The organism is Desulfomonile tiedjei DSM 6799 (assembly GCF_000266945.1).
GTDB classification, from domain to species: Bacteria; Desulfobacterota; Desulfomonilia; order Desulfomonilales; family Desulfomonilaceae; genus Desulfomonile; species Desulfomonile tiedjei.
Genome location: NC_018025.1, coordinates 5914099 through 5940790 on the forward strand (window position 1 = coordinate 5914099; position 26692 = coordinate 5940790).

A 26692-nucleotide genomic window follows, 5' to 3' on the forward strand; every position below is an offset into this window, starting at 1 on the left:
TTCCTCGGAAACATCTGCATTTTGAAAGCTAAATCCCATTTGTTAACAAATCCCCATTTAATTCGCTTTCTCGGCTCGGTAATAGTAACAGTCACATAACAATTGATTGACAACTTTTCCAAAATGGCGTCTTTTACTGCCTTAATATAGCTACAGAAAAGGAACACGGTTCAATTTAAACCCTTATTGCTTTCAGTGCCCAACCATTGTTATCTTTGTTTCAAGAGGAGATTTATCATGAGCAAGAGCTTGGCGAGTTCATGCTTCACACATCTGGGCTATATCCGGGGCAACACTCGGTTTCTGTTTATACTTAATAATTATGTTATTTAGGTAAGTTCTACCCATCGTTGTGCTGCATCTACCGGCGGCGAATGAAGTCAACCGAATGAACCCAGGCTTGGGGAGCCGGAACTCTTCTCTAATTTCGTACTTCATAATGCCATTTCGTCTGGTGGCGGACACTATTCGTTCCTCCACGGGGTGCACTCGGCTTTGACTTTTTAAATCAGGCAATCTATACGTTTTTCCAAAGGTTAACTATATTTCGGTAGCAATAGCAGTTAATTGGTAGCACGCCGAAACTTGATGTGAGTAAGAATCTGGCTCACTAACGCGCTAAGCTGAATTGGTAGTATTCAATACCTCATCCACTATGCTCTCTGGGATCACTGGACCGCATAATTTCCAAGAATCGATTCTAGCATCCACGTCTTCAACTTTTTGCTCCACCAGCTCTTGTATACGCCCACTGATAAGACCCTCAGTGAATTGTCTATGCGTAGGCTGTCGGCCATGGATTCTACAATTGTCTCGAACCCAGCACCAAAGTCTCTTGACGTCCAAATCTGGAAAGGCGACTTGTAAGTAGTCCATATTTTCACTGAGGCCACCAGTATAATAAATTTTGTTTTTTATCACATTAACAGCATACCCGAAAGGGTTGTCTATATAATATAGTTCCAAATCATTCTTTGTAGTTGCTATGGCGTATTCTACCACTTCAATTCCATGCTCATTGATGTACTTTTCCCATACTGTAGGCTGATAATTTGGCCAAGGCAAGCTGCTTATACGCTCTAGCAAAGCCTGTTGCTCCAATGATAAATCAATAGAAGCTGAAGTCGGCGAAGCTGAAGGCGAAGGCGACGTACATATATTATTATTATATCTTATTCTATTAGTATTATTAGATGGACATTCTTGGGAGGAGGGAATGGACATATTTGGGAGGGGGGACTCCCGGATTTGGGAGGAGGCCAGTTCGCTGTTAATATTTGATGGTGTTGAGTGTAGTACGTATATATTTGATTTATTGAATCGCTGTATTATTTCAACATAACCTTTTTGCTCTAATGACTTGATGATTCTGCGGACCTGTTTTTCCGACAATCCTGACTCACTTGAAAGTGTCGCTAAACTAGGGAAGATATCACCGTGTCCGAAATCAAAGCTCTTCAGTATCGTCCACATCGCTTTTTCACCTAGAGTTAGGTCAGGATTTTTGACTATCTCGTTAGGTACTTGCGTGAAATTTCCGACCATTAACCGTCCTTTCGTTCTATCCCTTGTGCCGTCCTCGTAGAGATGGGAGGTGACAACAGGGCTAGGACGGGAACCCTTAAAGCCACCGATTGCTTCTGTCACGCCCGTAAACTTATCTTCAGATATCAACCTTCAATGGACTTAAGAGGCTGCTTGCTGGAAAATCAAACACCATTTCTAGCGCTTCTTTTAGACGGTTGCTGGCCTTTTCTGGCGAATATTTGCCGGATTCAATTAATCGAAGATGCCTAGCGTTGTAGCCAATTTCTTTTGCCAAAGTTTCTTGGCTCCAGCCTTTTTGTTTGCGTACATACGTGAGCAGCAACATACTAATCCTCCCTGCAGTTTTGACATATGCACATCAGGTCTGGATGATAGGCAAAGAAACCCGCCTCCTTATTGGTTGTGTACGCCATTCTATATGCGGTAGAATGTATAGCCACATAACCACTATTCATGTTTTTCCATATCCAGCTAGCTTTCAGCGCTCGATGCAGCTTGATCCAGCCATTATCCACTTTTGCTTTTCCTTTCCCATTGAGAATTTTTCGAGCAAAATCGCTCGGCAACCTCAATTATGAAGATGGAGTTGATCTCTGTTGCGCAGTTTGTTCTTACTTCCCTAGGGTGTACTCACAATTCTGCGTATTTGAGCCGTTTTGGAAGAAGAAAATACATAGATGGATTCTGGTGAATTGGGAGGATCGAATTAAAATAAGGCGAAGCTTCCTTTTGGATGTTTCACTGATGAGGAGACACCTGTCCTGAACACAATGAACAGAAAAATTATTCTTAGAAAAAATTTCGTACGGTTATAAATGCTTTACAAGTTAACCCAAGAAGTTATCAAAGGCGTTGCATAGTTCATCTGATTACGATGAGTTATCACCACATTCTTTTCAGTTGACTACATCGGACCCAACGTTTTATATTTCGGCAGTGATCTTCATTCCTTTTTATGGAGGTGGCTTGTATGTACGAATATGAGGCTATAGACAGGGGTACAAGCCCCAGAACAATCATCCTGGAACAACTCGAAGAACGAATTGTGTTGGAGGGAGCGGCCACAGATACGAGTGAAGTTCACCACGAAATTTCCGATACAGGTTCGGTAGACAGTCTCGGCTGGGTGTACATTAATAATGGATGGTGGTACGAGGACAACGGAAGCGGATGGTGGTGGGAAGAAGCAACCGGATGGTCCTGGAACGAGAACACCGGCTGGTGGGTGCTCAATTCCGGTGACTTTTCCTACTGGTATCACGGAGAGCATCAGTATTGGGCGCATGAAAATTCCACGGATGCCTGGTTCTGGTGGGACGACATTGCCGATCAAATATGGGAGCCGGCATTCACATGGTTTGCAGACCAGATCAATTCACAATGGATGTGGGTCTACCACGATTGGAATGGAACTCAGTATTACGCTGACGATCTTCATTATCTATACCAGGATCACAATGGCAACGTATGGTGGTGGTTCGATGCCGTGAATGATGCCATTTGGGAGCCTTACCAGACATGGTTTGTGGATAGCTTCGGGACCAAAGTCTTTAATGATTGGGATCACTCTGAGTATATTTGGGGATTATATGGCACTTTTTTTACCCAGCAACATACATCTTCATTCGAAAATGATGCTCCAATCGGATTTGTGCCAATCTCTCAGTCTATGAATGAAGACGTTGATCTACAGATGATCCCGATTCAGGTTTATGATGTCGATTCCGGCAGCAGTCCTCTTCAAGTTACCCTTTCCGCAGCTCATGGCACATTGACCTTATTGAACCCCGGCAGCATTATGTTTGTAACCGGGGACGGCAGTCAGGACCGCGATATGATTTTTCAGGGGACTTGGGCTCAACTCAATGCCGTGCTTCAGGGAATCATGTACCGACCAGAAAACAATTTTCATGGGTTGGATACGTTAAATTTTTGCATAACTGACCTAGGAAACTCGGGTTCAGGGGAAGCTCAGTTTTTTGCAAAAGAGATCATTGTGATGATTAATCAAGTGAATGATGCCCCTGTCTCAAATCCAATATCTGATATTGAGCAAGATGAGGATTTCGGGACCTGTTATTATGATGTGTCCGGCCACTACATTGATGTGGATTCCTCCTCTCTTACTTTTAGTCTTGGCACAGTCGCCTATCATGATGGGTTGATGCTGGATAATTTTTCCATTGATCCCAATACAGGCATAATATCTTTCACCAGTCATGCCGATTCGCATGGCTCTATGTCTTTGGAAGTTGTAGCAAGCGACGGAGAGTTCGCGACATCTCAGACTTTCACATTCACAGTTAATCCGGAGACCGACACACCACGAAGAGTTGACGATTGCAACCAGCTTATTTGGTCGAACATGGTGGAATTTCATGGCAACATTTATTTTGCTCAAGGTGACGGCAATGGAAGTGATCTCTGGGTTTATGAGCCAGGAATCGGAGCACGTTGTGTTGTGCAGGATGAGACTAGTTGGGGAGATGGACGGGGATGTGGAATTGTTACGTCGGAAAACGGTCTTTTCTTATTCGTAAATGACGGTAATGGGACTGACATATGGTTATATAGACCGGAAATTGGTGCAATTTGTGTGGCACAGGATGAAACTAACTGGGGTAATGGGCGGGTAATAAGTAATTTTGTCATTTTGGATGACAATCTCTATTTCTTCGCTGCTGATAGTCAGGGAAAAGATCTCTGGGTTTACAAACCAGGTGTGGGGGCAAGCTGTGTTGCACAGGATGAGGCATACTGGGGAAATAATAGTAGTCTGAGAGAATTAACAGCTGCAGAAGGAAGTCTCTTTTTCATCGCACACGATGACTATGATGATGTTTGGACGTATAAGCCTGGCGTCGGTGCAAGTTGTATTGCTAATGGCTCTTCGCTTTGGATGAGCGGACGTGTTGAGTACTTGGCGTCATTGGGAGATGATCTTTATTTTACTGCTGAATCTTCAGCTACTAACAACCTTTGGACTTACAGACCAGGTGAAGGTCTAATTTGTGTGGCACGCGGTAACATTAGTTGGGGAGGATTCAAAATCGCAGATTTGACAGCCGTGGGAGATAATCTATATTTTTGGCTGGTGGAGTACCAGGGGTATCTTGCTTTTTATCATATTGGAGGATATCAGCCGGGTTTTGGAGCGGCTCTTGTACTTAATTATACGGATTGGGGAGGAGGAGAAGTTTCTGATTTGACCTCATTTGGAGACGTTCTCTGTTTTACGACATCCGAAACTGATCTCTGGGCTTTTCAGCCCGGCATTGGACTAACTTGTATTGGACAGGCCGACTTCGGTCCGGGAGCCACTCAGTTTCTGACGGCTGGAGGGAATCTCTATTTTACAACTGGAGGGAATCTTTGGGTCTGGACAAATTGATAAGTCTGGCTGGTTTATTGCGGATTCAATTTGGATACGAGGACTCCAATTGATCAGAAAGCCGGTAGGTTAAGGCAGGGAAAGATTTATTCACGAGTCACAAATGCTGAATCTAGATCAAAACTTATATCTCATTTCTCTGTTGCGCTTTGTTCAAGCGCTCTGTAAGAAAGAATTTATTTAAAGCGGTGGGGCCGGGAGGCCACGGGATTTCTTATCTATCAATCAAAAGTCTTGTCCCCTACCCATTCGGAGATGCGTAATTCCATTATCCGCTTAACCAGCTTTACGATGTGAGAGCCAGATGTGAATCTTTGTAGATCCGATCCCTAACAATGGTGAGTTCATCCAAATTCTATCATAGTGTTTCAGGCCCGGTTTGACAGAAAATGTGAAGGGTGTTGGTCGAAGGCGAGGGCATTCGACAAGGACCGTGAGAAGGGAGATGAGTGCCTTACACGTTGCGATCAGAATCGACAGAAAGATAGATATGGAATTGTTAAGGGCAAAGCGCCCGATCTCATATTCTCGTATCGATTTGCGAGCAGGTAACAGATTTATTCTTACTACTGACAGACCCTCCATTTATTTTTCTTGCTTATACTATAGGGCCGGGATACGGGTCAAGGCAGAGTCTTATTTGGAAAACTCGCCTTAATGGTTAGTTATTCCAGTATGTTGCAAAGGCTATTTTCGCAATAGGCATTGATTCGCTTACAGGGTAAGGGTAAGTATTCGACACAAGAGATCGTGGCCGAGATGCGAGGAAATTGACGAAAGGTTTTCGATTTTAGGGGCGAGATGTTCCGGAATGACTCCAATTATTCTGAGTTCATGATTTGACAGCGCTGTCCAGCTTGTTCTGATCACATTTTGATCACAAGCTGAGAGATCGAAAGGGATTAAAAGAAACTGTATAGGATGGAGAAGGCTTGAAATCGTGAGGGTATCTCAACAAGACGCTGTTTTTGTTATGGCCTTAACTGGCCTGTCACGCCGGAGGTCGCGAGTTCGAGTCTCGTCGCTCCCGCCACTAAAAGCCAACAATAACAGGAGATTGGAAGTTTTAGCCATTCTCCTGTTTTTCGTGAAGTCGAGACCGTGTTAACAATTTGTTAACATTTTTCCCGAAGGAGGTACCAGCTCTTTCGGGTTTTTCTTTTTTGACTCGGAGACTAATATTTCAGTCTCACCATGTTGAAAGGTCACCTTGTCTATTTCTCGAAGCAAATCCGCGTCGCTGATCCTACCGTAACGCTCGGCAACCGTCTTTCCTCTAAACCAGTGTCCCATGATGCTCTCTCTGATCTCAGGATCCATGCCTGACCGCATGGAATTCGTTTTCCATGTGTGCCTGAGGTCATGGACTCTGGGCTCTGGATCGAACTTGAGTTCTTTCACTGCCTTCTTCCATGGCTTGCGTAAAGAATCCTCATTTGGGGGTTGCCCATTTATCAGGAAAATCTTATCGCTTCCAATGGATCGTACCTTCAGGACTTCCTCCAATACAGGAACCAGATCTCTGTGAATGGAAACGCGTTTCCATCTGCGTTCCTTCACGTCTTCAGGTCTCAACAGAATCATTCGTTCTTTGAGGTTCACCCGATCTCTGGTCAGTCCTAAAGCCTCTCCTCGTCTCATGCCTGTGTAATACAGGGTTTGGACAACGGGACGTTCCCACGGAGGCAGTTGCTGGACAATCCTGTTGAAGTCTCTATGGCTCAGATAGACTTCCCGCTCACCGGATTTTTCATTGAGATTCTTCACCAGCTTTGCCGGGTTCACTTCAATGAGCCGCAACTTGATCAGCACATTGAACATCTTTGAGAGCGCTGCCTTCTCTTTGTTCACCGTAGATGGAGCCGCGCCCTCATCCAATCGGCGCACCTGATACGCTTCAATGTCAGGCACCCAAATGGATTTTATGCTGCGATCTTTGCCTATGAGACGTGCTACATGAAGAAACGCTTGCTCGTGTCGTTCCCTATTGGATGAATCCTTTATGCCAGGGTAGGTGAGGCACTGCTGTATCCCCTCCCATAAGGTCAACTCTCCCGAAGTCGGGACAGTAGCCTCCAGTTGGTTAGGGAGAGTCCAACTCTGGTTTTGGAACATTCGCACACACACCTCACGTGTGGTGGGGTCCAAAGATTCATAGTCTCCAGTGCGGCATGCCTTCAAAAGTGCCATCTCAATCTGCCGAGCTTCAGTTTTGCATCTTGCATCAGTTGTCACCCCCACAAGCTCTTGCTTGAAGGGGCGGAAGTAAATGTAATAGCCCTTCTTCCTCTTCGTTACCGCCATGACTGCATCTCCTGTTTGAGAGCGGTCCTGGCAAACCCCAATGATTTCTCGCCTCCTTTCCGTGGGAAATTTACTGGCCTTAGGTCCTTTCTGTCAATTGGTCTTTCGATTGTTCGGGATCGGACAAATTCTTGCACCTGTTCCTGAGTAAATCTTTTCTCTTTTGAAGTGACCTGCACGCACGCTAGTCTTTGGTCCCTCACCAATTTGTGGACCGTCTTCACACTAATTCCCAAAATGTCGGCAACTTCCTTAGGACTCAAGAGCCTCTGGATACCGATCTGGTCGTTATCATTCTCCCTTCTGCCTTCGCTGTTCATAATTCATGTTTTCCTCCAATGGAATAATTTGCGGGACTACACCCGCCTTGTGCCCCCCTGCCGTTGGAGGTAACGGCAGAAAGGGCCTTCAAAGACATTGTGTCTCAGTCTTCTTTGTAATCTTCGGGATAAAAGTATTCTTCGTCATCCTCTTCAGGAGCGTTGTCATCGACAAATGGGCATTCTTCTTCATCACTGTCAGCATCATCATCGGGGCTTTTCTCGCTTCCCTGTTCGTTTGCCCACCCTTCAGGATAAAACCATTCTTCCTCATCGTCTTCGTCTTTCATGTCACCCTGGTCACTCGCTACGGGATTTCTTTCATCCTGCTCAGTCTGGGATTGAAGATAGAGCTCAATAGCGTTGGCCACGTGCTCCTCGGCAAATCCACCCAACTCGTTCAGCGCCCCGAAGTGCTCCATGCTGATGAACACGGGGGCACGAAATTGAGAGACCTTGCTGTCATCCTCCTCTTCTCCGTCGATGATTTCGCCCTGCAAAACCTCAGCAGAGGATTCAGCTTCAGCCCGCTTCCGGTCCTTCTGCGTCTTTTGATATGCCTTGTTGATCGAAATATCGTTTTTCAAGACGGCCTCTTTAGTCTCAGGGCTCCCGCGATTAATTACAGTAAGAGCCTGTTCAACCTTCCGAGTGCTTATGTTGAGCAATTCAGCGGTTCGTTTGGCGCCAGCAGATCGACCGTTTTCATTACCGCAACTTTGCGGTATTGATTCTTTTGCAGTTTCACTTCTCCGATTTCCGCCTCTGGGCTTTTGTTCATGCAGTCGCTGAATACAATGGATCAGGTCACCATCGGTGAGGATTCGGCGGTGGCTCTGTAGACGTACCGCATATTCAAAAGCGCCTTCTTCCGTCTCGAACTCGTACGAGCAGACGAAAACCTCCTTGATTCCTACATTAGTGGCTGCTTTCAGCCGAGTATGGCCATCAATGCACACGGGGTTGTCCTGTCCCGGCCAGGTCCCCAGGATAATGGGCTGGGAGTCGTCGTAATTCTCTTCGCGCATGTTTTGCTCGATCTTTGCCAATAGATTTTTGTTGATCATGAATAGTCCCTCGAATAGGGGATGGGTCTCAATTTCTTCAATTCTTCTCGTTGTTATCATTGCTTTGCTCCTTTCAGGGCCGTGATTGAATCTATTCGGCCCGAATAGCAGGAACACCATCAATAGCTCTCCTCTGCTGTGCAGTGTCCCGCCTGTTGTAATTGTTGGTGAATCTGGCTATGAATTGATCAAGGGCTGGCCCATTCGTGGGTATCTGGACCAGCCGATCAGGTAAGAATCTGAAGACTATGAATAAAATCTGGTGACTATGAATAAAATCTGGTGACTATGAAATAAATCATTCTAAACTGTTCAACTACTCGCCCCGGCCTTCCTCATCGGCAACCGAGGCTTTCTCATAAATTGTCCTTCTACTTATTAACTAGTACACAGATCCATCTCTCTTGAGATTGTTATTTCAGTAACTTGAAGGTAACGCCCCGAAATAACGACTTCGCTTTTTTTCATTTTTATGTTCGAGATTGAATGTTCATAAAACTGCCGTAATATTAACATATTGAGTGACAGCGGTCTTTCTGAACCGTCCGACGGCCCTGTACGAATAACTCTCCCGACGCGTCGGGAGAGTAAAAGTTGGACTCAAGTCTCCTCTTTTTCAGATCATGAATAGCTCGTCAGACGATTGCCAAGGCCTCCTCCGTAACATAAGGTTTGGACTACCGCGACTAGGAGGGATCTTGACGTGATATAGATTGGTGACCGCATATCTTGATTCAATGTAGATGCAAGCTATGGCTGAGTCTTCATGATAGTTGAAGGGAATTGAACAATGGGGCAGAAATAACTATTTGACAACAATTCCGAGGTTCGTATTGTTTGGTCTCTGGGGGCAGATTCTCGCAATGGAAGGACAGACATAGACTACAGCTTGGATAATTCTGATCTTTGAGCATGAGCCAGAGAGATCTCTTGCTCAACGAGATCGCTGTCCCTGAACATCTGCTCAGGCTCGTACGACTGGCTCCGATGAGGAAAGGCCTTTTCCTTATCCGACTGTCAATGGAACAGCTGGACGAACTCCTGGACTACCTCGAAGACAAGACGGGCGAGACCTCAAACAAGAAGCTTCAGAAACAGATCTATGACCTGTGCGAGGCCATGGAACAGGTTGGCCTTCGCAGGATTTTGGAAACAGACATGAGCAGAGTTGAGTTCGATGATCCCGGTGTGGAAAATAATAATAAGGTGGTAAACCCCCGGCTCTGCTGGGGGACTCACAGAGTTTGACATTTCGGGGAGTCTATCGGAGCCTCCTCCTTCTGAACCGCTCAAAGTTCAAGAAAAAAGGAGACATCCGATGGACGAGTTTCAAAGCCTAAGCCACACGGTGTGGGATTGCATGTATCGTGTGTCGTGTGGATTCCGAAATACCGCAAGAAGGTCCTTTATGGGAACCTGAGAAAGCATCTGGGAAGCGTTCTCAGGGAATTGGCAATGCAGATGGAGAGCAGGGTAGCGGAGGGGCACCTTATGCCCGACCATATTCATATGCTCGTTTCAATTCCACCCATGTACTCGGTGGCACAGGTGGTTGGATTCATTAAGGGCAAGAGCGCAATACAGATTGCAAGAACCTGTGTTGGACGCAAACGTAACTTTGTGGGCCAGCATTTTTGGGCAAGAGGGTATTTCGTTTCAACTGTTGGACGAGACGAGACTCTCATCAGAGAATACATAAAGAAGCAGAAACAAGAAGATCGTAGGCTAGATCAAATGAACATGTTTGAGTAGGTGAGCCACCTTCAGGTGTCCCTCAGACTTCAACCGCTTTGAGCGGTTCCCAACATCATGCCTCCGGCAAAGTCGGAGGTCTATGGCGCCTGGTGTTGCACCAACACGCATTCTGCAATACGCTTCATCCAGCGTCACATTCCTTGTCTGAATTGTGAGTTCGCTTCCGTTCGGCATTGAGCAAAACAACTCTTAAATAAATACCCATAAGTCAAGTCTGACCTCTTTACAAAAACCAGACACTCGTGAAACAGTCCCGTTCGGATTTTACCGCAAAGTTCCCCTTTTGCCCTGAAAGCCTTGATCGAGTTTGGCTTCACTCGCTCTCTCGCCATCCGTACCGGCCATAGGACTGCTTTACAGCACTCAGGCCCAATTCAATCAGTGAGAGCAGGCCCTGCAGCTTGGCGGGCTGAGGTGATCGGGCCGTTCGTTCCATTTCGGCAGCGACATCAGATAAAGAGCGTGCGCTGATGTTGGCAGACGCACCTTTTAGGGTATGTGCTACATGGGCGAGTCTCCCCCAGTCTTCCGCTATTAAGGCGGCGCGCAATTCAGCCAAGGTCACTGGGATTTGCTCACAGAACAATTCCAAAATCTCCTTGCACAGTTCTTCGTCTCCACACAACCGTTCCAGAAGTTCCCGTTCATCAAAACCCTCTATTTCATAACCGTGATCCTCCGATGGTGTCATTCGAAGGCTTGAACCCGACACGACGTTCGGGGACAGCGAGTCTGAGGTCGCCTGGCTCCCAGAAGGCGCCCCAGGCCCATGAGAATTGTAAAAGTGTTCCAGCACTGTCAGCAACTGAGGGATTCTTAGAGGTTTTGGTATATGTTCGTCCATGCCGGCTCTCTTACATCGGTCTCTATCTTCTTTGAAGGCATGAGCCGTCTGAGCTATGATAGGAATTCTACCGGATGTCTCCCTGGATCGAATTATACGCGTTGCTTCAAATCCGTCCATCTCGGGCATTTGCACATCCATCAGGATCACGTCAAAAGGTTGGGAGTCGAAGGCTTGAACCGCCTCTTTTCCGTTGGATGCAAGCGTTACTTCGCACCCCTGCTTCCTCAAGACCTCCATTGCCACTGCTTGATTGAAAACATTGTCCTCAGCCAAGAGCACTTTCATGCCGGAAAGATCAACCTTAATCATTTGCTTTTCGGCAACTTCCGGAGCAATTCCCTCAGTGCATTCGGCCCGTCTGAACCTAACCGTGAAATGAAAGGTACTCCCTTTCCCCACTTGGCTATCTGTCCAAATGTCCCCTCCCATCGCTTCCACTAGCTGAGCACAAATTGCCAATCCCAGCCCCGAGCCCCCGTACTTCCTGGCTGTAGACAAATCGGCTTGCGTGAAGCGATTGAAGATTGAGTCCAACTTGTCCGGAGGGAGGCCGATGCCGGTGTCCGACACTGCAAAATGAAGGAACACTTGATGACTCATCTCTTCCTGTACGTCCACCTGGATTGATATCTCTCCATGATCAGTGAACTTGACGGCGTTGTTACCTAAGTTGAGCAGTATTTGCCGTAGTCGATTGGGATCGCCGCGCAAAGCGATCGGGACATCTTGGGCCACCCGAGCTCTCAAATTCAACATTTTTTCCCTTGCCCGTACTTCTAAGAGAGATTCTACACTATGCAAGAGCGGCCTCACGGCGAAATCAGTTTCTTCCAGTTCCAATTTGCCAGCTTCGATCTTGGAAAAATCTAGGATGTCGTTGAGTAGGGCGAGCAAGGCATGTGCAGCGGAGTGGGCGATCGTAGCGCGCCCATGCTGCTCCGCCGTCAGATCCGAGTCGAGCATAAGATCGATCATACCCAGGACACCGTTGAGGGGGGTTCGGATTTCGTGGCTCATATTGGCAAGGAATACTGCTTTAGTTTGGGCCGCGGATTCAGCTTCTGCTTTGGCCTGGTGGAGGCTTTGGTTGGCTGAGAGAAGCTCTGTGGTGCGTTCCGCGACTCTTTGTTCCAATACATCATACAGGAGGGCATTTTCCAGCGAGATGGCTGCCTGAGAACACAGGAGTTTCACGAGTTCCACCCGTCCCTGCGAAAAAGCCCCTGCGATTGAGTTATTCTCGAAGTAGGCGATTCCCGTGATCTTTCCCTGGTGAATCAACGGAGAACACAGGACGGATTTGATGCTGTTGCTCACAACGTACGGGTCATTGCTAAAGGCGCCTTCCCGTGTCGCGTCGTTCAGAACAACCGTCTCTCCGGTTCGTGCCACAAAGTTTATGATTGCTCGTGAAAGTTCGTTGCTATCTTGCACCGGTGTAGACTGTAGTACTCTAATATCAGTTTCTTCCGCGTATGCTTCACCTTCTATACTCAAGCCATTGGCCGTCTTTAAGATCAACATGCCTTTCTGTGCGCCCGCACTTTCAATTGCGATGAGCAGCACCCTATTCAGGAGATTTCCGAGTACGATCTCACCTGAGATGGCCTGAGCCGACTTGATCACTGCCGCCAAGTCGAGTTCCTCAGCATCACTGGAGGTGGTGGTGTGCCGTGTGAATGCGCTAGAGTCCTGGGCTGAAGTCGATGAGACCGGTAATGGCAGCAGCAAGTCCGGGTACCGTTCGTTCAAATCTTTGACTTTTGCCAGGGCTCCCCACCTTTGGTAGCAGTACCGCGCTTCGGTCAAATATCCCTTGGCGATTTCTCTACGACCCATGGAGAAATGGAACCGTGCTCCTATTTCGTAAGCAAGAGCTGCCTCATGGATGTACCCGTTTTCCCGGGCTAGTGCCGCAGCCCGATCATAGGAGTTTGTTGCCTGATGCTCCTTACCCAGCACCCGGTAAAGTTCGGCCTGCATAAGCCACCATTTGTGCAAGTGGTTTTCCGGGACGTAATCGGCCCACCGCTTCATTCTCTTCAAGTTGACCCTTGTCCGTTTGAGAACCTTCCTTCTGTCCCTCTTGGACAACTCCGAGAATATGGCAAGACCGGCCAATGTGGAATGGAAGACGAAAAGCACCATTCTGGGATTGGAGAAAGCCCCTTCAACTGACTTCTCAGCGATTGCGGCGTGTTCGAAAGCCTTACGATAATTTTGAAAAGAGTAGTTGAGATAGAGCTTCCAGTAATGCACCATATGGATAGCAGTTATATCTTTGGATTCTTCATGAATCGGCAGCATGCGCGTTTCGTCGTATGCCGGTCCTACCAAATTACAGGGGTCCTCATTGTGCCCGAGAAGATTGAGAATGACTTGCCAGCAACATCCGGTAAAGGTCAACGCTGCTTCTTGCCCAAGCTTGCTGAGTCTGTTAATGATTTTGGACGCTTGACGTTCCTGCTCGGTCAGTTCCACACCGGTTATGAACGAGAACATGCAATAGTAGAATGCCGAGAGAGCCGCAGACTGCAAATCCCCCGCCTCTGTAGCAGTACGGCAGTTCTCTTCAAATTCACCGAAATACACCTTGATATGCTCGGTCCAATGTCTGATAAGGGCATTAACTACATACGTTGCCCTGGATTTGGCATGGGGGGCCTTTGACCCTTCAGCCGTCGTCAAGGCCAGTTTTCCGAACCGAGTCCCCGTAGCCAAATCCCCTACCTTGCCGCAGAATATGGCTCCGTAAAGGGCCCACCAAAACGAAGACTCGGGTGCATTGCCGTACTTCAAGGTAAGCTGGACACCTCTGAAAACCAGAAGGGGTAATAAGCGGGGCATTGCATAGTATGTCGCTTGCGCCACACAAAACAGAATACGCATAACAGCCAATGTTGTTTGATCAGTCATTTCGGGAAGGAGCGAGAATTCTTCGATTTCTCTGCCGGATATGGCCAGTCTGGTTTTCAGGAATCCGTAAAGCACGTGGAGCGGCCCGGGTTTACTAGGAAAACCCTGACCCAACAGTTCCAGGACCTCAAGTGCCATCCTAATGGCTTCCAGCCACTTCTTTTCAGCAATGCGCCCTTGGATTTTGACCTCATGGACTCCAACCTTATCGAGTAGGCCCGTGGCATGCTTGAGAGCTTCGGCAGCCAGCGCCTCCATTTCTTCAAGGTCCGCGCATAAATAAGCATTTTCTGCTCCTTCGATATACAGTGACAGCATCAGGTCATAGTCCTCGTTCCAACAGCTCTCTCCGAGCAACCTGATCCCCTCCTGAAGGTACCTAAGTGCAGGCTCATAGGCAGCGGACAACTTGGCCCTCTTCCCGGCCTGAAGGCTGAGACGAGCTAGTTCCAGTCTTTCAGCGTGGCTCTGAATATCGGACATTCCAGCGTGAAGCTGGGTTACTACTTCGAAGACCTTGGGGTTGTACGCCGCATCGGGGTGGATTTGGAGCAAGGTTCGACCGATTTGCCGATGGATCTTCGGAGCTTCCGCCACGGGGATCAAGGAATACACCGATTTCCTGATCTGGTCGTGAGCAAATCTGTAATGTATGCGGACGCTTTCGTTCTCTTCGGTCAAGCCTAGCTCCAGCGTTTTGTGACCCTCCCCCATCGGCAAGAGTATGCCTTTTGAAACGGCTTCCTGAAGTGACTCCATCACGAGCGCCGGTGGATCTTCTGAAACAGTGGTAAGCAAATCCAGCTCGAAATAGTCGCCCATGCACGCGGCTATCTGCAGCGCCCGGAGTGTTGAACGCCTCAATTTGCCGATGTTTCGAGCCAATAGATCTGCGACGTTCTCGCTGATCCCCAGTGCGTAGGCCCTTGTCAGGTCGCACGACCACGTACAGGTCTTGGGGTCGAAGGTAAGGGCTCCCTCGGCATGGAGAGCCTTCAAAAAGGTGCTGACAAAAAAAGGATTACCTCCTGTTTTCTGTTCCAGCAGCTCGGCGAGAGGCGCCATTGCCCTGGGCTCTGCGTGAACGGTGTCGCAAATGATATCCGTGAGGTCATCAAGATTAAGCGGCCCTAAAGAAAGCTCACCCACGACGGCCCCGTGGCCCTTTAATCGATCCAGGGTCAGCACGAGTGGATGGGCCTCGTCGACTTCGTTGTTTCTATACGCTCCTAAGACCAAGATGTAGGCTGTGTCCGAATCACTCATCATGGATTCGAGAAACGTGAGAGAAGCCGAATCCGCCCACTGCAGATCATCAAGAAACACAACCAGCGGATGATCGGCGCTGCAGAAAGCCCCCAGGAAACTTCGAAACGTCAGATCAAAGCGATTCCTGGACGCTAAGGGATCAACTTCCTGCACCGGAGGCTGAGGGCCTATGATGAGCTCCAGTTCAGGAATCACTTCTGTAATTACCCTGCCGTTGGTGCGGACCCTTTCAAGGATCGCCGTGCGCCATTCTCGTAGCAGGGTCTCGTTTTCTGTGAGTAGCTGCCTCACGAGATCGCGAAAAGCGTCAACGAAAGCGCTGTAAGGAATGTTGCGTCCGAACTGATCGAATTTTCCCGAAACAAAATAGCCTCGTCGGAGGGTGATGGGCCTATAGATTTCTTTCACCAACGAGGTCTTCCCTATTCCCGCCTGACCCGAGACAAGGGTGATTTCGCTTGCTCCTCCAGCTACTCGGTCGAACGAGTCCATGAGGGCTTGGATTTGTTTCCCACGACCGTAAAGCTTCTCAGGGATTCTGAATAATTGCGGAACATCCTTGTGCCCGAGGATAAACGTGGGGATCGCTCCGTGTGCATCCAGTTGCCAGAGGCATTCCTCCAGATCCGCCTTGATTCCGATTGCGCTTTCGTACCGGTCTTCAGCGTTTTTCGCCAGGAGTTTCATGACGATTTCGGAGACAGGTTCCGGTATCTCAGGGTGGCAGAGATGTGGAGCGACAGGATGCTTGGCAATGTGACAATGCACCATTTCTGACGCGTCACTGGCGCTATGTGGGAGCATGCCTGTCAGCAATTCGTAGAGGGTCACCCCCAGTGAGTAGAAATCCGTTCGGTAATCCAGAGTTCGATTCATCCTGCTGGTCTGTTCGGGTGAGAGGTAGGGTAGAGTGCCCTCGATCACCTCCGGGTTCATGATGTCCGGGTTCTCCAAAGAAAGCTTTGTCGCGATTCCGAAATCGATAATCTTTAATACGCCCGTCGACTGATTGTATACAATATTCGACGGGTTAATGTCTTTGTGCATCACCTTGGCATCATGGATCTCCGCCAAAGAGCCTGCAATCATGATTGACACGTTCAGAAATTCTCTCAACCCTAGAGCCCTTGCTGTGATGATTCTGTCGAGAGAGCATCCGCCAAAATCCTCAAGGACCATGATCAAGGTATTCTGGTGTTCCCGAAAGTCGTAGAGGTCGATGGTTCCATTAAGGTCCCGAAGGCTCAGGGTAATCTGGTATTCTCGCCTGAATTTGGTGATCTCGTCGTAATTAGGGTGGGATTTGTTGAGTAATTTCAATATGACCGGTTGGCCGTTACCCTCTGTTCGAGCACGATATACCAGGGATTTTGATGCGGCGTGGATGGTTTCCAAAATGCTGTAGCCGGAAATAGTGGTCATGGAGAACGTCCCTGAACAGTGTTGAGATACGTCGACTACTAATAGTGTATCACAGAGCAGCCGCCATGTCACAAGCCTGAATTATGCGGCTGTCTTGCCATTTTGCCTGTGTTGGGACCCTTGAGGGCAGAGAGGTCTTCCCCCTGACCTCAAGAACTGTTCCCCACATGCGTGGGGATGAACCGAAAGATGCTCCTCTTCGCGGAGGACGTTTTCTCTCCTTGGACGTTCTGAGATGACGTAACTTATTGACATCGTGATGACATGCCCGCTCTTTACCCCAAGCACCTGAAATGTGAAGGAAAGGACCACCCCCTACTTACCCCGATTTGAGGCGTTACTCGCAATCGTTCTCTGGCGCATTTTCGAACGATTCTCGCGGACGGATGGAGGTGTGGAAGCGAAAAGGGACGACCAGCCCACCTATCTCGTGTAGGATGAAGAGAAACTCAACGAGGAATCAGTGCCTCAGAAAATCCGTTCTATTCCGACACCGTACCCGCGTAGAAGTCCTTTTGAGCCGTGCTGTGAAATCTCATCAGTGCGCAGAGTCCGTCCAGCCTGTTCAGATTTGGCCCATTTTGTGATGTACTTCGGCCACGTGGCCGAAGTTGAGCGAGTTTTGTCCGATTTCGTGGCTCCCATTTCACGCTCGTGATACACTTCGCCATCTTATCGAAAAGGAACGCGGCCATGCGCCTCTTCGGGACACTCTGCTTGAGCCAATCCAGTGACCCCTCGTTTGCTGCCGAGTCAGGAAAGGACCGCATCGGAGCACAATTGTGGAGAAAAGCCCCTCACGGGAGTCACCATGAACAAAAGCGAGCCTCGGGATAGTGAAGCCGCCGTAGACATCTTCTTCAACCTCAACTCCAGAGTTTCTTTACTGCCAAATATTGGACGACGTATGTCACGCAAGCATTCCAAAAAAATGGCCTGACCTCCGACTTGATCGCCACTGTCCTGATATCCGGGGACATCTTTATCGAGAGAAAAAAGGGAAGAATCGGTCAGCAAAGGATTCGTCTCAATCATTTTCATGCTATCTTTTACTCTCTTGATGCGATTGGCCAGGAGCATTGAATTGAGGTTCCCCAGTGTTTTCATTTGATCATGCACTATTTGTTTTTGAGCATGTCTATCTTGTAAGTAAGTTGCAACGATGAAAAGTGCTTCAATCGAAATACATACGAGAAATAGAGCCAACAAAGCGCTTCGCCCAAAGGTCTTCTTTATAAATATTGTAGAAGCATAACCTGCGATCAATATTAGGGTAAAAATAACGGGAAAAACGAAATTGACAATTGGTATTTTATCTAAATTTTTATGTTCGCAGAAAGGCGAATTTGAACTGATGAGAGCAAAATATTCACGAGTATTCTTTACTGTATTCAGACCGGCGTTGAGCTTTTCTACCAAATCTTTTCTGTCCTTAAGCGCAGCAAAACACACTTTTCGAGTTAAGACCGGATACGGCTTAACTTTAATACTCGATAAACTGTGTTTTTTGACAAATGAGGTTCCTATCTCTCGTGGGCAAAGAGCCGCGTTGAGTTTTTTTTGTGATAGCAGAAGAAATAACGAGTCAACATCCGAAATCATCGCTTTTGATGTTGCAGGCAAGAAAATAAAGCTCTCCATATCGGCTATCATCTCGTATATTCCTACATTCATTCTCTGCATAGTGGGTTCATAAGGAATAGAGGGGAATGAGAGTTGATCGTAAGAAAAATAAGCGAGCTCTATATTGGAGTGCGGATCGGAAACTGCAAATTGCCAATTTCTATCATCTTCCGCGAGGATGCCTAACAGAAAATCAGCCGTTCCTTTTTCTATGGCTTCAATAGCTGAGGACCATTCCATCAGCTTGATTTCCAGCTCCATACCTGTCTTATTTGACACCATCTTAGCGATATCGATATATATGCCTGCCGCATTTCCTTTTTCATCCATGTAGGAATAGGGAAACGCATCGGCCAATCCAACAGCTACAAAATGCTCTTTTTGAGAAGCCCAGATGCTAGTCGAGCATAAAAGAAGGACGCAAGCCAAAGAAATAAACAAAAGCTTTTTTTTTACGAACAAACGATTATCAAGTATGGTGAGATTGTAATCCATCAGGAATGCTCCTTATCTAATAGTATCAAAACCCATGCCACGGCTCAACCAGTAACCTATCGAAAACTCTCTGCCCTTTAAGAGAGAGGGATTTCTCGTTATCTGACATTCTCCTCTTACTTTAAACCGATTCGCCATTGCTTCTCCAGGATCCCCAGATACTTTCACCGGATCGTGGAGGCACACGGGGCGCTGCATCTCCTTCGACGTTGCTCGCCAAGGCTCAGCGGTCGGGTGTTAGCGTCTTCTTTGTCCGGTTGACGCCTTCACCCTCTGTACTCGTATAGACAGAAGGTGTACGTTTCTCAGGGATCGCCGGCGTCCCACACTTTGAGATCGAGACTGTTCAAAAGATGATCAACCGCCTATGGGATTGAAATCAGGCCGAATTGATTACAAGACATAATCTCTTCACACTCTTGATGCCTGTCCTTCTTGGGTCAAATTATGTGACCAGTCATTGAACAGGTCTGGACAGTAACTGGTCAATATTAAACATCGTCACATACTCACAGGTAAACGAAAAACAGCGTTCGATTGGATCTTTCGGTGCAATTCCACGGTCTGAAAAATGCTTATGGCAGGTGGTACAAGCTTTGCTCTTACGCAAATCAAACGATAAGCAAGCCACACGTACTGCCGGTTGAATCGGCAAATGAGAACCAACGAAAGAAGAAGGAGAAACCGATGAAAAAACCGAAACGCCCCGTTATTTCAGAAAAAGTTTTGGTACTTGGCATTGATGGTTTAGATCCGAGGTTGATGAAGAAGTATGTTGATGAAGGAAAGATGCCCAATGCTAAAAAATACATTGACCGCGGCTCTTGTCGTGAAGATCTCGTGCTTTTGGGTGGACATCCCACGGTTACACCGCCTATGTGGGCAACGCTCGCCACAGGTTGCTACGCCAATGTGCATTGCGTCACCGGCTTTGATATTTCTTCTCCCAAAGGTCTGGATTGGATCCGCTACAGTCTCGACTCCACAAGCTGCAAGGCTGAGCATGTCTGGAATTGCTTTGCCGAAGCCGGCAAGAAGACCCTCGTCTGGCACTGGCCTGGATGCTCTTGGCCTCCAACCTCCGACAGCCCCAACCTGCATGTCGTTGATGGCACCAGCCCCGGTTCCGTCGGTATGAGCTTCGCGCAGTTTGAGGGCGAGATGATATTGGGTGCGGACACTAAAATCCAGGAGGCGTCGTTCTTCAAGAACGTCAGCGAAAACGCCGTTACCCCGTGCTCTATTACCGGAATGGATATTCCTGATGCCGATGGATACAACATCCTCGAGTTGACCGGGGCGAGAGAAAATCACAACATCATTGTGGACAAAACCCGCGGTTCCCAGGCCACTCCCGATGCACCCGTCAATATCGCCCAATCTCCCATTAAAGATGCCACAGATTGGGCCAAAGCACCGGCTGGTGCCAAGGAAATCACCATGCTGTTGTCAGGAGGTCTGATCCGCAGGCCTTGCTTGGTCCTTAAGAATGAAAAAGGCGTGTATGACAGCGTTGCCGTCTACAAATCGAAGAAAGAGGTGCAGCCGCTAGCTGTTCTGGATTTAGGCAAATTTGTCGATCGCATTGAGGATGAAGGCATCCGCGATGACAAAAGAGTGGACGTGGTTCGCAATATGAAGCTGCTGGAACTGGCTCCCGATGCCTCGAATCTGAGAATTTATATATCCGCTGCCATGGACAAAGACATCAAAAAATGCGTTCATCCCGCCCAAATGTATGATTGGATCGTCGAAAGTGCTGGATATGCCGCTCCCACCTCTATGCTGGGTCAGCAAAGTAAAGAATTGATCAATGATATCATGCTGAACAGCTGGTATGTCAATGCGGACTGGCAAGCAAAAGCGATTACGGACCTGATCGACAATCACGGCATCGAAGCCGTTTTCTCTCATTTCCATTGCATCGACCTGCAGGAGCACATGTTCATTCGTTACATGAGCGATAAGGGCTACAATAAGCTGCCACCGGAAGATTACCAGAAATTCATGGAAGACCTCTATGTCCTGACTGACTGGTATTTTGGCAAGTTTCTGAAATATCTGGATCAAGGCTGGTCGGTCCTAATTGTTTCCGATCATGCACAGGTTTGTTCAAAACACGACTTCCTCCTAATGGGCGACATACTTGGCATCAGCGTTGGCTTGATGGAAGAACTTGGCCTCACGAGATTGAAAAGGGATGAGAAGGGCAACCGGCTGCCAGAAATCGACTGGGAGAATACATTGGCCATTGCCCAAAGGGAGACCAACATCTATGTCAACCTCAAGGGACGTGATGCCCATGGCATCGTCGATCCCAAAGACAAGTATGAGGTTGAAGAAGAGATCATGACCCGTCTTTACGGATATAGACATCCCAAGACAGGAAAACGGGTCATTGCTTTGGCTGTACGAAATAAGGACGCTGTCCACTTTGGTCTTGGCGGGCCTGAATCGGGTGACATCGTCTACTTCATGGCGGAAGGCTACCAATGGGACCACGCAGACAGCCTCTCCACATCCTGGGGTGAAGCCGATACCTCCGTCTCGCCGGCTTTTATAGCTGCCGGAAAAGGGATCAAAGAGAACTTCAAGACGGATCGTGTCATACGCCAAATCGATGTGGCTGCTACTGTAGCCGCTTTGGGCGGAGTCAGATTCCCTAGAAATTGTGAAGGCGCTCCGGTATATCAGATTTTTGAGGAAGAATTTTAGGATGCCCAACATTCACCGGGTGACCGGGTAGCGCAGTTGCTATGAAAGAATGGTGTGCCTCTTTAAGGGCTAAGTCTTCGCCATCTCTGACGGTGAGGAGGCGCACCATCGAAACAACAATCGTAAATGGGAGAAAGTCATGAAAAAGATGATTCCAAGCACAAAAATGGCGACGGTTATTTTTTGTGTTGTGGCATCGCTACTGTTGTGGCTTGCGCCTGCTGCGCAGTCAGCCGAGGGAACAGCGGTCATCGCCATCAAGGCGGCTTCGCCGCCCCACCCCGTTGTGCACCGGTTGACCAAGGATGCATACCAGTTGTTCGGAGACGAGGTGGAGCGGCGCACCAACGGCAAGGTGAAGTTCACATGGTTCTTTGGCGATAGCCTCGTGAAGATGCCACAGTCGTATGAATCCGTTCAGTCCGGCGTTGTGGATCTCGTAGTAGTCGCCGCCTTCCTCTACCCGCACATCTTCAAGATTACCGAGGGCTTAAGCTTGCCGTTCACTGTACAGGGCGCCGCGCACAGTGCGGACATTGCCTGGAAAATGTACCAAACGATGCCCGAGATGCAACAAGAGATGAAAGATATCAAATTCCTGGGGGTTTTTACCACTGACGTGATAAACCTCTCCACAAAAGACAAGCTTGTCAAGACCCTTGACGACATGAAGAATCTGCGCGTGGCCGTGGGCAGCGGACTGGTTGCGCAAATGGCCCAGCTACTCGGAATGGCGCCGCAGCCGGTGGGGTATTCCGATGTCTACATGGCGATTCATCGGGGAATGGCAGAGGCAACCCTCTTCCCCAACGCTCCCCTCCGTTCGTACAAAATCACCGAAATCACCAACGCCCATACCATCGCAAACTTCAAGGTTGAGCCGATGGTCATCGCCATGCGCAAGGAAACATGGGACAAGTTGCCCCCAGACGTGCAGAAGGTCTTCGATGAGTTGATGCCATCGTTTGCGCGGTTGTGCGGGCATACCCTCACCAACGAAGGGGCCTGGGTGCTTGAAGCTCTGAGCAAGCGAGGCGATAAGTTTTACGCCCCGCCTGGCGACGAGTTCAAGAAGTGGAAAGATGCGGTCAAACCCATGTATGACGTCTGGATCAAGAAGCTGAATGACAGCGGCATGAATGGACAGGCCATTTTCGACCGTATAAACGAAATAGCGGCGGAAACGAAAGTAGCTGACACTCCGGAAGATGAGTGGTGGAAGCAGGGGCGGATCGGTAAGAAGACGGAAAAATAATGCGAGCACGACCTGTCATCAAGGCCTATAAGTACCCCAGCGCGATTAGGCGGCTGGAATTTCAATCCCGCAAGGCCGAAATCTGAAGCGGTGTCACGTTAGGCTCGTTACGCATGAGAATTGCGCATCGTGTCTTCCCTAACGAAACACGAGGTGAACAGGTCATTATGTCACTCAACATCTCTAGTCCAAAGCTCGGCGGCACAACTACCGCCTAACCAAATAACGAATTCCTACAAATTGCATATGGCTGCGTGATCAGGATCTTGAGCACCTGTCGCCGCCAACGGGATAATTGGAGGAAAACCAATGGAAATGGATACCTGTGTAAACATAGTGGACGAGACTGTGGTACCCATAGAAGCGCCCCGCGGCAGTTGCTCGGTCAGTGCAGCACTCGCCGGCGTCGGCCAGGGAATGATGAGGGTTTTGAAGCCGGTCAGTCTATGGAGCGGCCGGCTCGCTGCAGCCATGATCATGATCATGGCCTTTGCAATGGTTCTTGACGTCCTGCTCAGAAAGTATTTTTCAACCACCATCCCGCAGGTCATGGAATTTGAGCAGTGGCTCATGGCATCGGTGGTGTTCTTCAGCATTGCCCACACACAGATACGAGGAGGGCACGTTTCCGTAGATATGCTCAGTTCCAAGTTCTCCGAGCGCACGCGGATTCTGACGGAAAGCTTTGGCCTCTGCATTGGCGCCGCCTTGTTTGCGATCGTCGCCGTGGAGCATGTGACGAAAATTCAACATGCCATTGCCATGCATGAGATCGGAATCGTGTTGCAGTGGCCGTTGTGGCCTTTTTATGCCATTGTCGTGCTGGGCTCTATCCTGATCTGTCTCGTTTTTACAGCGCAATTGCTCACCTATTGGGCCAGGTTGTGGGAAGTGAGCCGAAATCCCATTCTCGCCATGGCAATGCTACTCGCCGCTGTCGGGGCCGTTGTCTTCCTTCCTGCCATCCTCAAAGCGCTCTCCATCCAGATGACTGTCTTGAAGGCAGGGATAGCCGGCATACTGCTGCTGTTTTCCCTCATGGCCATCGGCTCCCCCATCGCCTTTGTCATGGGCTTCATAGGGATACTTGGAAGCTGGTATCTGAGGGATGCCGCGGCATCATTTTCGATCGTGCAGATGGCGGTTTTCCCGACGGTAGGGGATTACATATTTACTGTTATCCCCTTCTTCGTCGGAATGGGCTTTCTGTGCTTTGCGTCGGATTTCAGCAGGAACCTGTTCGACGCAGCCTACAAATGCTTTGGGAATATCAGGGGTGGATTAGCGATTTCCACGATTATGGGTTGTGGAGGTTTTGCGGCGATCTGTGGTGACAGCATGGCCACGGGTGCCACCATGGGCAGCGTAGCGATTCCCGAGATGAAGAAAGCGAAATACGACATGAGCATGGCCTGTGGAGCCGTAGCTGCTGGAGGCACCCTGGGCATTCTCATCCCGCCGAGCATCGGCTTCATCGTCTACGGGATCATCACCGAGCAATCCATTGGAAAGCTTTTCATCGCCGGGATCGCGCCGGGCCTTCTGCTGACTCTAATGTACTGCACCGTCGTCTATGTTCGCTGTCGCATGGATCCTCTGGCCGGTCCTGCTGGAGGACACACCACAGCCAAAGAAAAATTTGAGGCAATCACAGGGATCTGGCCCGTTTTGATCCTCTTTTTCCTTATCATGGGTGGCATCTGGTTTGGCCTCTTTACTGCGAATGAGGGCGGCGCAGTCGGTTTCGTCGCAGCGTTGGCCTTCGGAATGATCTTGCGTCGGTTCACCTTTAAAAAATTCCTGGACGCCATGATGGAGACGATCGAAGTGACCGCCATGATCTTCACCATCCTGCTCGGCGTCACCATTCTCAACTACTTCGTCGGCATGAGCGAATTGCCCCTCGCCATGGCCGACTGGGTGAAAAACCTGGGTATCCATCGCGCCTTTGTCTTCATGATCATCTTGGGAATATATGTCATTCTTGGAATGCTCATGAACATCATTCCCATGGTCATGCTGACGCTTCCCATGATCTTCCCGACCGTTATAGGCTTGGGCTATGACCCCATCTGGTTTGGCGTCATCATGGTCATCATGATGGAAATGGGGCAGATCACGCCTCCCGTCGGCGTCAACGTGTACGTCATAGCCGGCGTGGCCAAGGATGTTCCCATGGCGACGGTTTTTCGAGGGATAGTACCCTTCATCGCCATGCAGTGCGTGTTGATTTTAATCCTTTACATGTTCCCGATCGTCGCAACATATCTTCCAAGCTCAATGGACGTGCTGGAAGCGATAAAGGATCTTTGACGTAAGAACACACGGGAGCCTCCAACTTCATCAATGACTTGCTGAGTGTTCACTGCTTCCTTTTCTGCTTCAGGAGGGGAGCGGTAGCTCTCAGAGAAAGAAGCCGTCATGCTCGACCCTCATAAAATGAAAGCTGCTAAGTCTATGGTATGGCCAGCTTCGAAGGAAAGAAAAGAGCTCGATCGCATCGCGGCCCAGTACGCGGGTCCCCGCCTCGTAATGGTAACAGAGAATGTCTATACTGCGATTGGCTATGGCGTCTCCAACATGATTCTCGTTGAGACGGGAGAGGGCATTGTCGCCATCGACACGACCAATAGCCAACGAGCCGCTAGGGATGCTTTGGACGCCTTTAGAGCTATTTCCAAGGCCCCGGTGACAGCGATCGTCTACACCCATAGCCATCCGGATCACGTATTGGGCGGGAAGGCCTTTTCTAACAATAAAGTGGAGGTCTACGCCCACGAGAGCTTTCTCGATGAGTTGCCGTTACAGGCGCTTCTAGGGAAAAGCGGAGCGGTGCGAGGTGCGAGGATGTTCGGTGCAAGCCTTCTCCAGAGCGAACGGCTAGCTCCTAACATCAGCGAGTATCCCTTGCCGATCGCTGCGGAGTTTATTTTTGAGCCGGTGGCGCCAGATAGCGTTGTGAAGCCAACGGAGACATTTAATGGAAAGAAGACCTCCTTCGACATTGGAGGCGTCACGTTTCATCTCTATCATACGCCGGGAGAAACAGCGGATCATACCATCGTTCATATGCCGCAACTGGGAGTCGTTGCGTGTGGCGATATCTTCTACCCGAGCTTTCCAAATCTCTATACGATTCGAGGGTGCGGCGTAAGGCCGGTCCTGGAGTGGGCTGAAGCGCAGAACCGCATCATTGCGCTGCATCCTCATCATCTTCTGCAGGGACATGGGTTTCCCGTTCAGGGAAGAGAAGAGATTAGAACAGTTCTCTCCAATTATCGGGACGCCATCCTGCATGTACACGATCTTGCCCTTGGAGCAGTACAAAACTTCGAGCCAATTGATGAAGTGGTAAAAGAAGCGGTCTTGCCACACCATTTGGCCCGTCTTCCCTATCTCATCCAATCCTATGGTCACATTCCTTACTGCATTCGGAGCATATACAACAGTTACGTGGGTTGGTTTGACGGGAACCCCGCTAATCTTTCTCCTCTTTCGAGAAAGGAGTTGGGAAAAGAGGTGATTACTCTCGCTGGATCTGTCAAAGACGTGCTGCAACATTTAGAAAAAGCACAAGAAGAGGGTCGTCATCAGGCTGTCTTGGAGTTGTGCGAGATGGTTCTTGGGAACGATCCCGACAACGATACGGCAAGGCGACTGAAGGTGAATTCTTTGATGGCGATGAGCCACTTGAGTGCTAACGCTCCAACGGCCAATTATTACCGCTCTTCTGCTGAGGATAGCAAAATAGAAAGGGAGTAAAAG

The 26692-nt window shown here is 48.8% G+C and carries 13 protein-coding genes and 1 pseudogene; 7 read left to right on the forward strand and 7 right to left on the reverse strand.

The annotated features are described in order from the left end of the window. Positions 1-618: 618 nt before the first annotated feature. A complete protein-coding gene (locus tag DESTI_RS25420; protein ID WP_014812832.1) occupies positions 619-1545 on the reverse strand; it encodes a helix-turn-helix domain-containing protein in 927 nt (308 codons plus the stop codon). A gap of 118 nt (positions 1546-1663) precedes the next feature. Next, positions 1664-1873 carry a helix-turn-helix transcriptional regulator gene (locus DESTI_RS25425; protein WP_014812833.1) on the reverse strand — a complete coding sequence of 70 codons (210 nt, stop codon included), beginning with the start codon at positions 1871-1873 and terminating at the stop codon, positions 1664-1666. Positions 1874-2518: 645 nt separating this feature from the next. Here DESTI_RS25425 and DESTI_RS25435 point away from each other — a divergent pair. Continuing rightward, positions 2519-4939 (forward strand): hypothetical protein, encoded by a 2421-nt coding sequence (locus tag DESTI_RS25435; RefSeq protein ID WP_014812834.1) that lies wholly within the window; start codon positions 2519-2521, stop codon positions 4937-4939. A 1104-nt stretch (positions 4940-6043) separates the two neighbouring features. Here the strand turns inward: DESTI_RS25435 and DESTI_RS25440 are convergent. The 3 genes from DESTI_RS25440 to DESTI_RS25450 all read right to left on the reverse strand — a co-directional run bounded on the left by DESTI_RS25440 (position 6044) and on the right by DESTI_RS25450 (position 8690). Next, positions 6044-7243: a tyrosine-type recombinase/integrase gene (locus tag DESTI_RS25440; RefSeq protein ID WP_014812835.1), complete on the reverse strand. Its 1200-nt coding sequence runs from the start codon at positions 7241-7243 to the stop codon at positions 6044-6046. Then, positions 7234-7563 (reverse strand): helix-turn-helix domain-containing protein, encoded by a 330-nt coding sequence (locus DESTI_RS25445; RefSeq protein WP_014812836.1) that lies wholly within the window; start codon positions 7561-7563, stop codon positions 7234-7236. The genes DESTI_RS25440 and DESTI_RS25445 overlap by 10 nt, the downstream gene beginning before the upstream one ends. A gap of 104 nt (positions 7564-7667) precedes the next feature. Continuing rightward, a complete protein-coding gene (locus DESTI_RS25450; protein ID WP_157212275.1) occupies positions 7668-8690 on the reverse strand; it encodes a ParB N-terminal domain-containing protein in 1023 nt (340 codons plus the stop codon). 870 nt (positions 8691-9560) lie between these two features. Here DESTI_RS25450 and DESTI_RS25455 point away from each other — a divergent pair. Beyond that, positions 9561-9878: a hypothetical protein gene (locus DESTI_RS25455; protein ID WP_157212276.1), complete on the forward strand. Its 318-nt coding sequence runs from the start codon at positions 9561-9563 to the stop codon at positions 9876-9878. Between the two features lie 70 nt (positions 9879-9948). Beyond that, positions 9949-10382 (forward strand): annotated as a pseudogene (tnpA, locus tag DESTI_RS25460) (IS200/IS605 family transposase). A gap of 316 nt (positions 10383-10698) precedes the next feature. Here tnpA and DESTI_RS25465 read toward each other — a convergent pair. Both DESTI_RS25465 and DESTI_RS25475 read right to left on the reverse strand, forming a co-directional pair. After that, on the reverse strand, positions 10699-16839 hold the full coding sequence (locus DESTI_RS25465) for an AAA family ATPase (RefSeq protein ID WP_014812839.1): 6141 nt from the start codon (positions 16837-16839) through the stop codon (positions 10699-10701). A gap of 753 nt (positions 16840-17592) precedes the next feature. Continuing rightward, entirely contained in the window at positions 17593-18957 is a 1365-nt protein-coding gene (locus DESTI_RS25475; RefSeq protein ID WP_014812840.1) for a transporter substrate-binding domain-containing protein, read from the reverse strand. A gap of 687 nt (positions 18958-19644) precedes the next feature. Here DESTI_RS25475 and DESTI_RS25480 point away from each other — a divergent pair. The 4 genes from DESTI_RS25480 (at position 19645) to DESTI_RS25495 (ending at position 26689) form a co-directional block, all read left to right on the forward strand. Further along, positions 19645-21672, forward strand: a complete 2028-nt coding sequence (locus DESTI_RS25480; protein WP_014812841.1) for an alkaline phosphatase family protein — start codon at positions 19645-19647, stop codon at positions 21670-21672. 139 nt (positions 21673-21811) lie between these two features. Then, positions 21812-22927: a TRAP transporter substrate-binding protein DctP gene (gene dctP, locus DESTI_RS25485; protein WP_014812842.1), complete on the forward strand. Its 1116-nt coding sequence runs from the start codon at positions 21812-21814 to the stop codon at positions 22925-22927. A 309-nt stretch (positions 22928-23236) separates the two neighbouring features. After that, positions 23237-25240 (forward strand): TRAP transporter large permease subunit, encoded by a 2004-nt coding sequence (locus tag DESTI_RS25490; protein WP_014812843.1) that lies wholly within the window; start codon positions 23237-23239, stop codon positions 25238-25240. A 108-nt stretch (positions 25241-25348) separates the two neighbouring features. Further along, positions 25349-26689 (forward strand): alkyl/aryl-sulfatase, encoded by a 1341-nt coding sequence (locus DESTI_RS25495; RefSeq protein WP_014812844.1) that lies wholly within the window; start codon positions 25349-25351, stop codon positions 26687-26689. The last annotated feature ends 3 nt before the right edge of the window (positions 26690-26692 follow it).

Coding starts and splice junctions, on each gene's coding strand:
- DESTI_RS25420 (WP_014812832.1), bottom strand. CDS start 1,545: ATGGTCGGAAATTTCACGCAAGTACCTAACGAGATAGTCAAAAATCCT.
- DESTI_RS25425 (WP_014812833.1), bottom strand. CDS start 1,873: ATGTTGCTGCTCACGTATGTACGCAAACAAAAAGGCTGGAGCCAAGAA.
- DESTI_RS25435 (WP_014812834.1), top strand. CDS start 2,519: ATGTACGAATATGAGGCTATAGACAGGGGTACAAGCCCCAGAACAATC.
- DESTI_RS25440 (WP_014812835.1), bottom strand. CDS start 7,243: ATGGCGGTAACGAAGAGGAAGAAGGGCTATTACATTTACTTCCGCCCC.
- DESTI_RS25445 (WP_014812836.1), bottom strand. CDS start 7,563: ATGAACAGCGAAGGCAGAAGGGAGAATGATAACGACCAGATCGGTATC.
- DESTI_RS25450 (WP_157212275.1), bottom strand. CDS start 8,690: ATGATAACAACGAGAAGAATTGAAGAAATTGAGACCCATCCCCTATTC.
- DESTI_RS25465 (WP_014812839.1), bottom strand. CDS start 16,839: ATGACCACTATTTCCGGCTACAGCATTTTGGAAACCATCCACGCCGCA.
- DESTI_RS25475 (WP_014812840.1), bottom strand. CDS start 18,957: ATGGATTACAATCTCACCATACTTGATAATCGTTTGTTCGTAAAAAAA.
- DESTI_RS25480 (WP_014812841.1), top strand. CDS start 19,645: ATGAAAAAACCGAAACGCCCCGTTATTTCAGAAAAAGTTTTGGTACTT.
- dctP (WP_014812842.1), top strand. CDS start 21,812: ATGAAAAAGATGATTCCAAGCACAAAAATGGCGACGGTTATTTTTTGT.
- DESTI_RS25490 (WP_014812843.1), top strand. CDS start 23,237: ATGGAAATGGATACCTGTGTAAACATAGTGGACGAGACTGTGGTACCC.
- DESTI_RS25495 (WP_014812844.1), top strand. CDS start 25,349: ATGCTCGACCCTCATAAAATGAAAGCTGCTAAGTCTATGGTATGGCCA.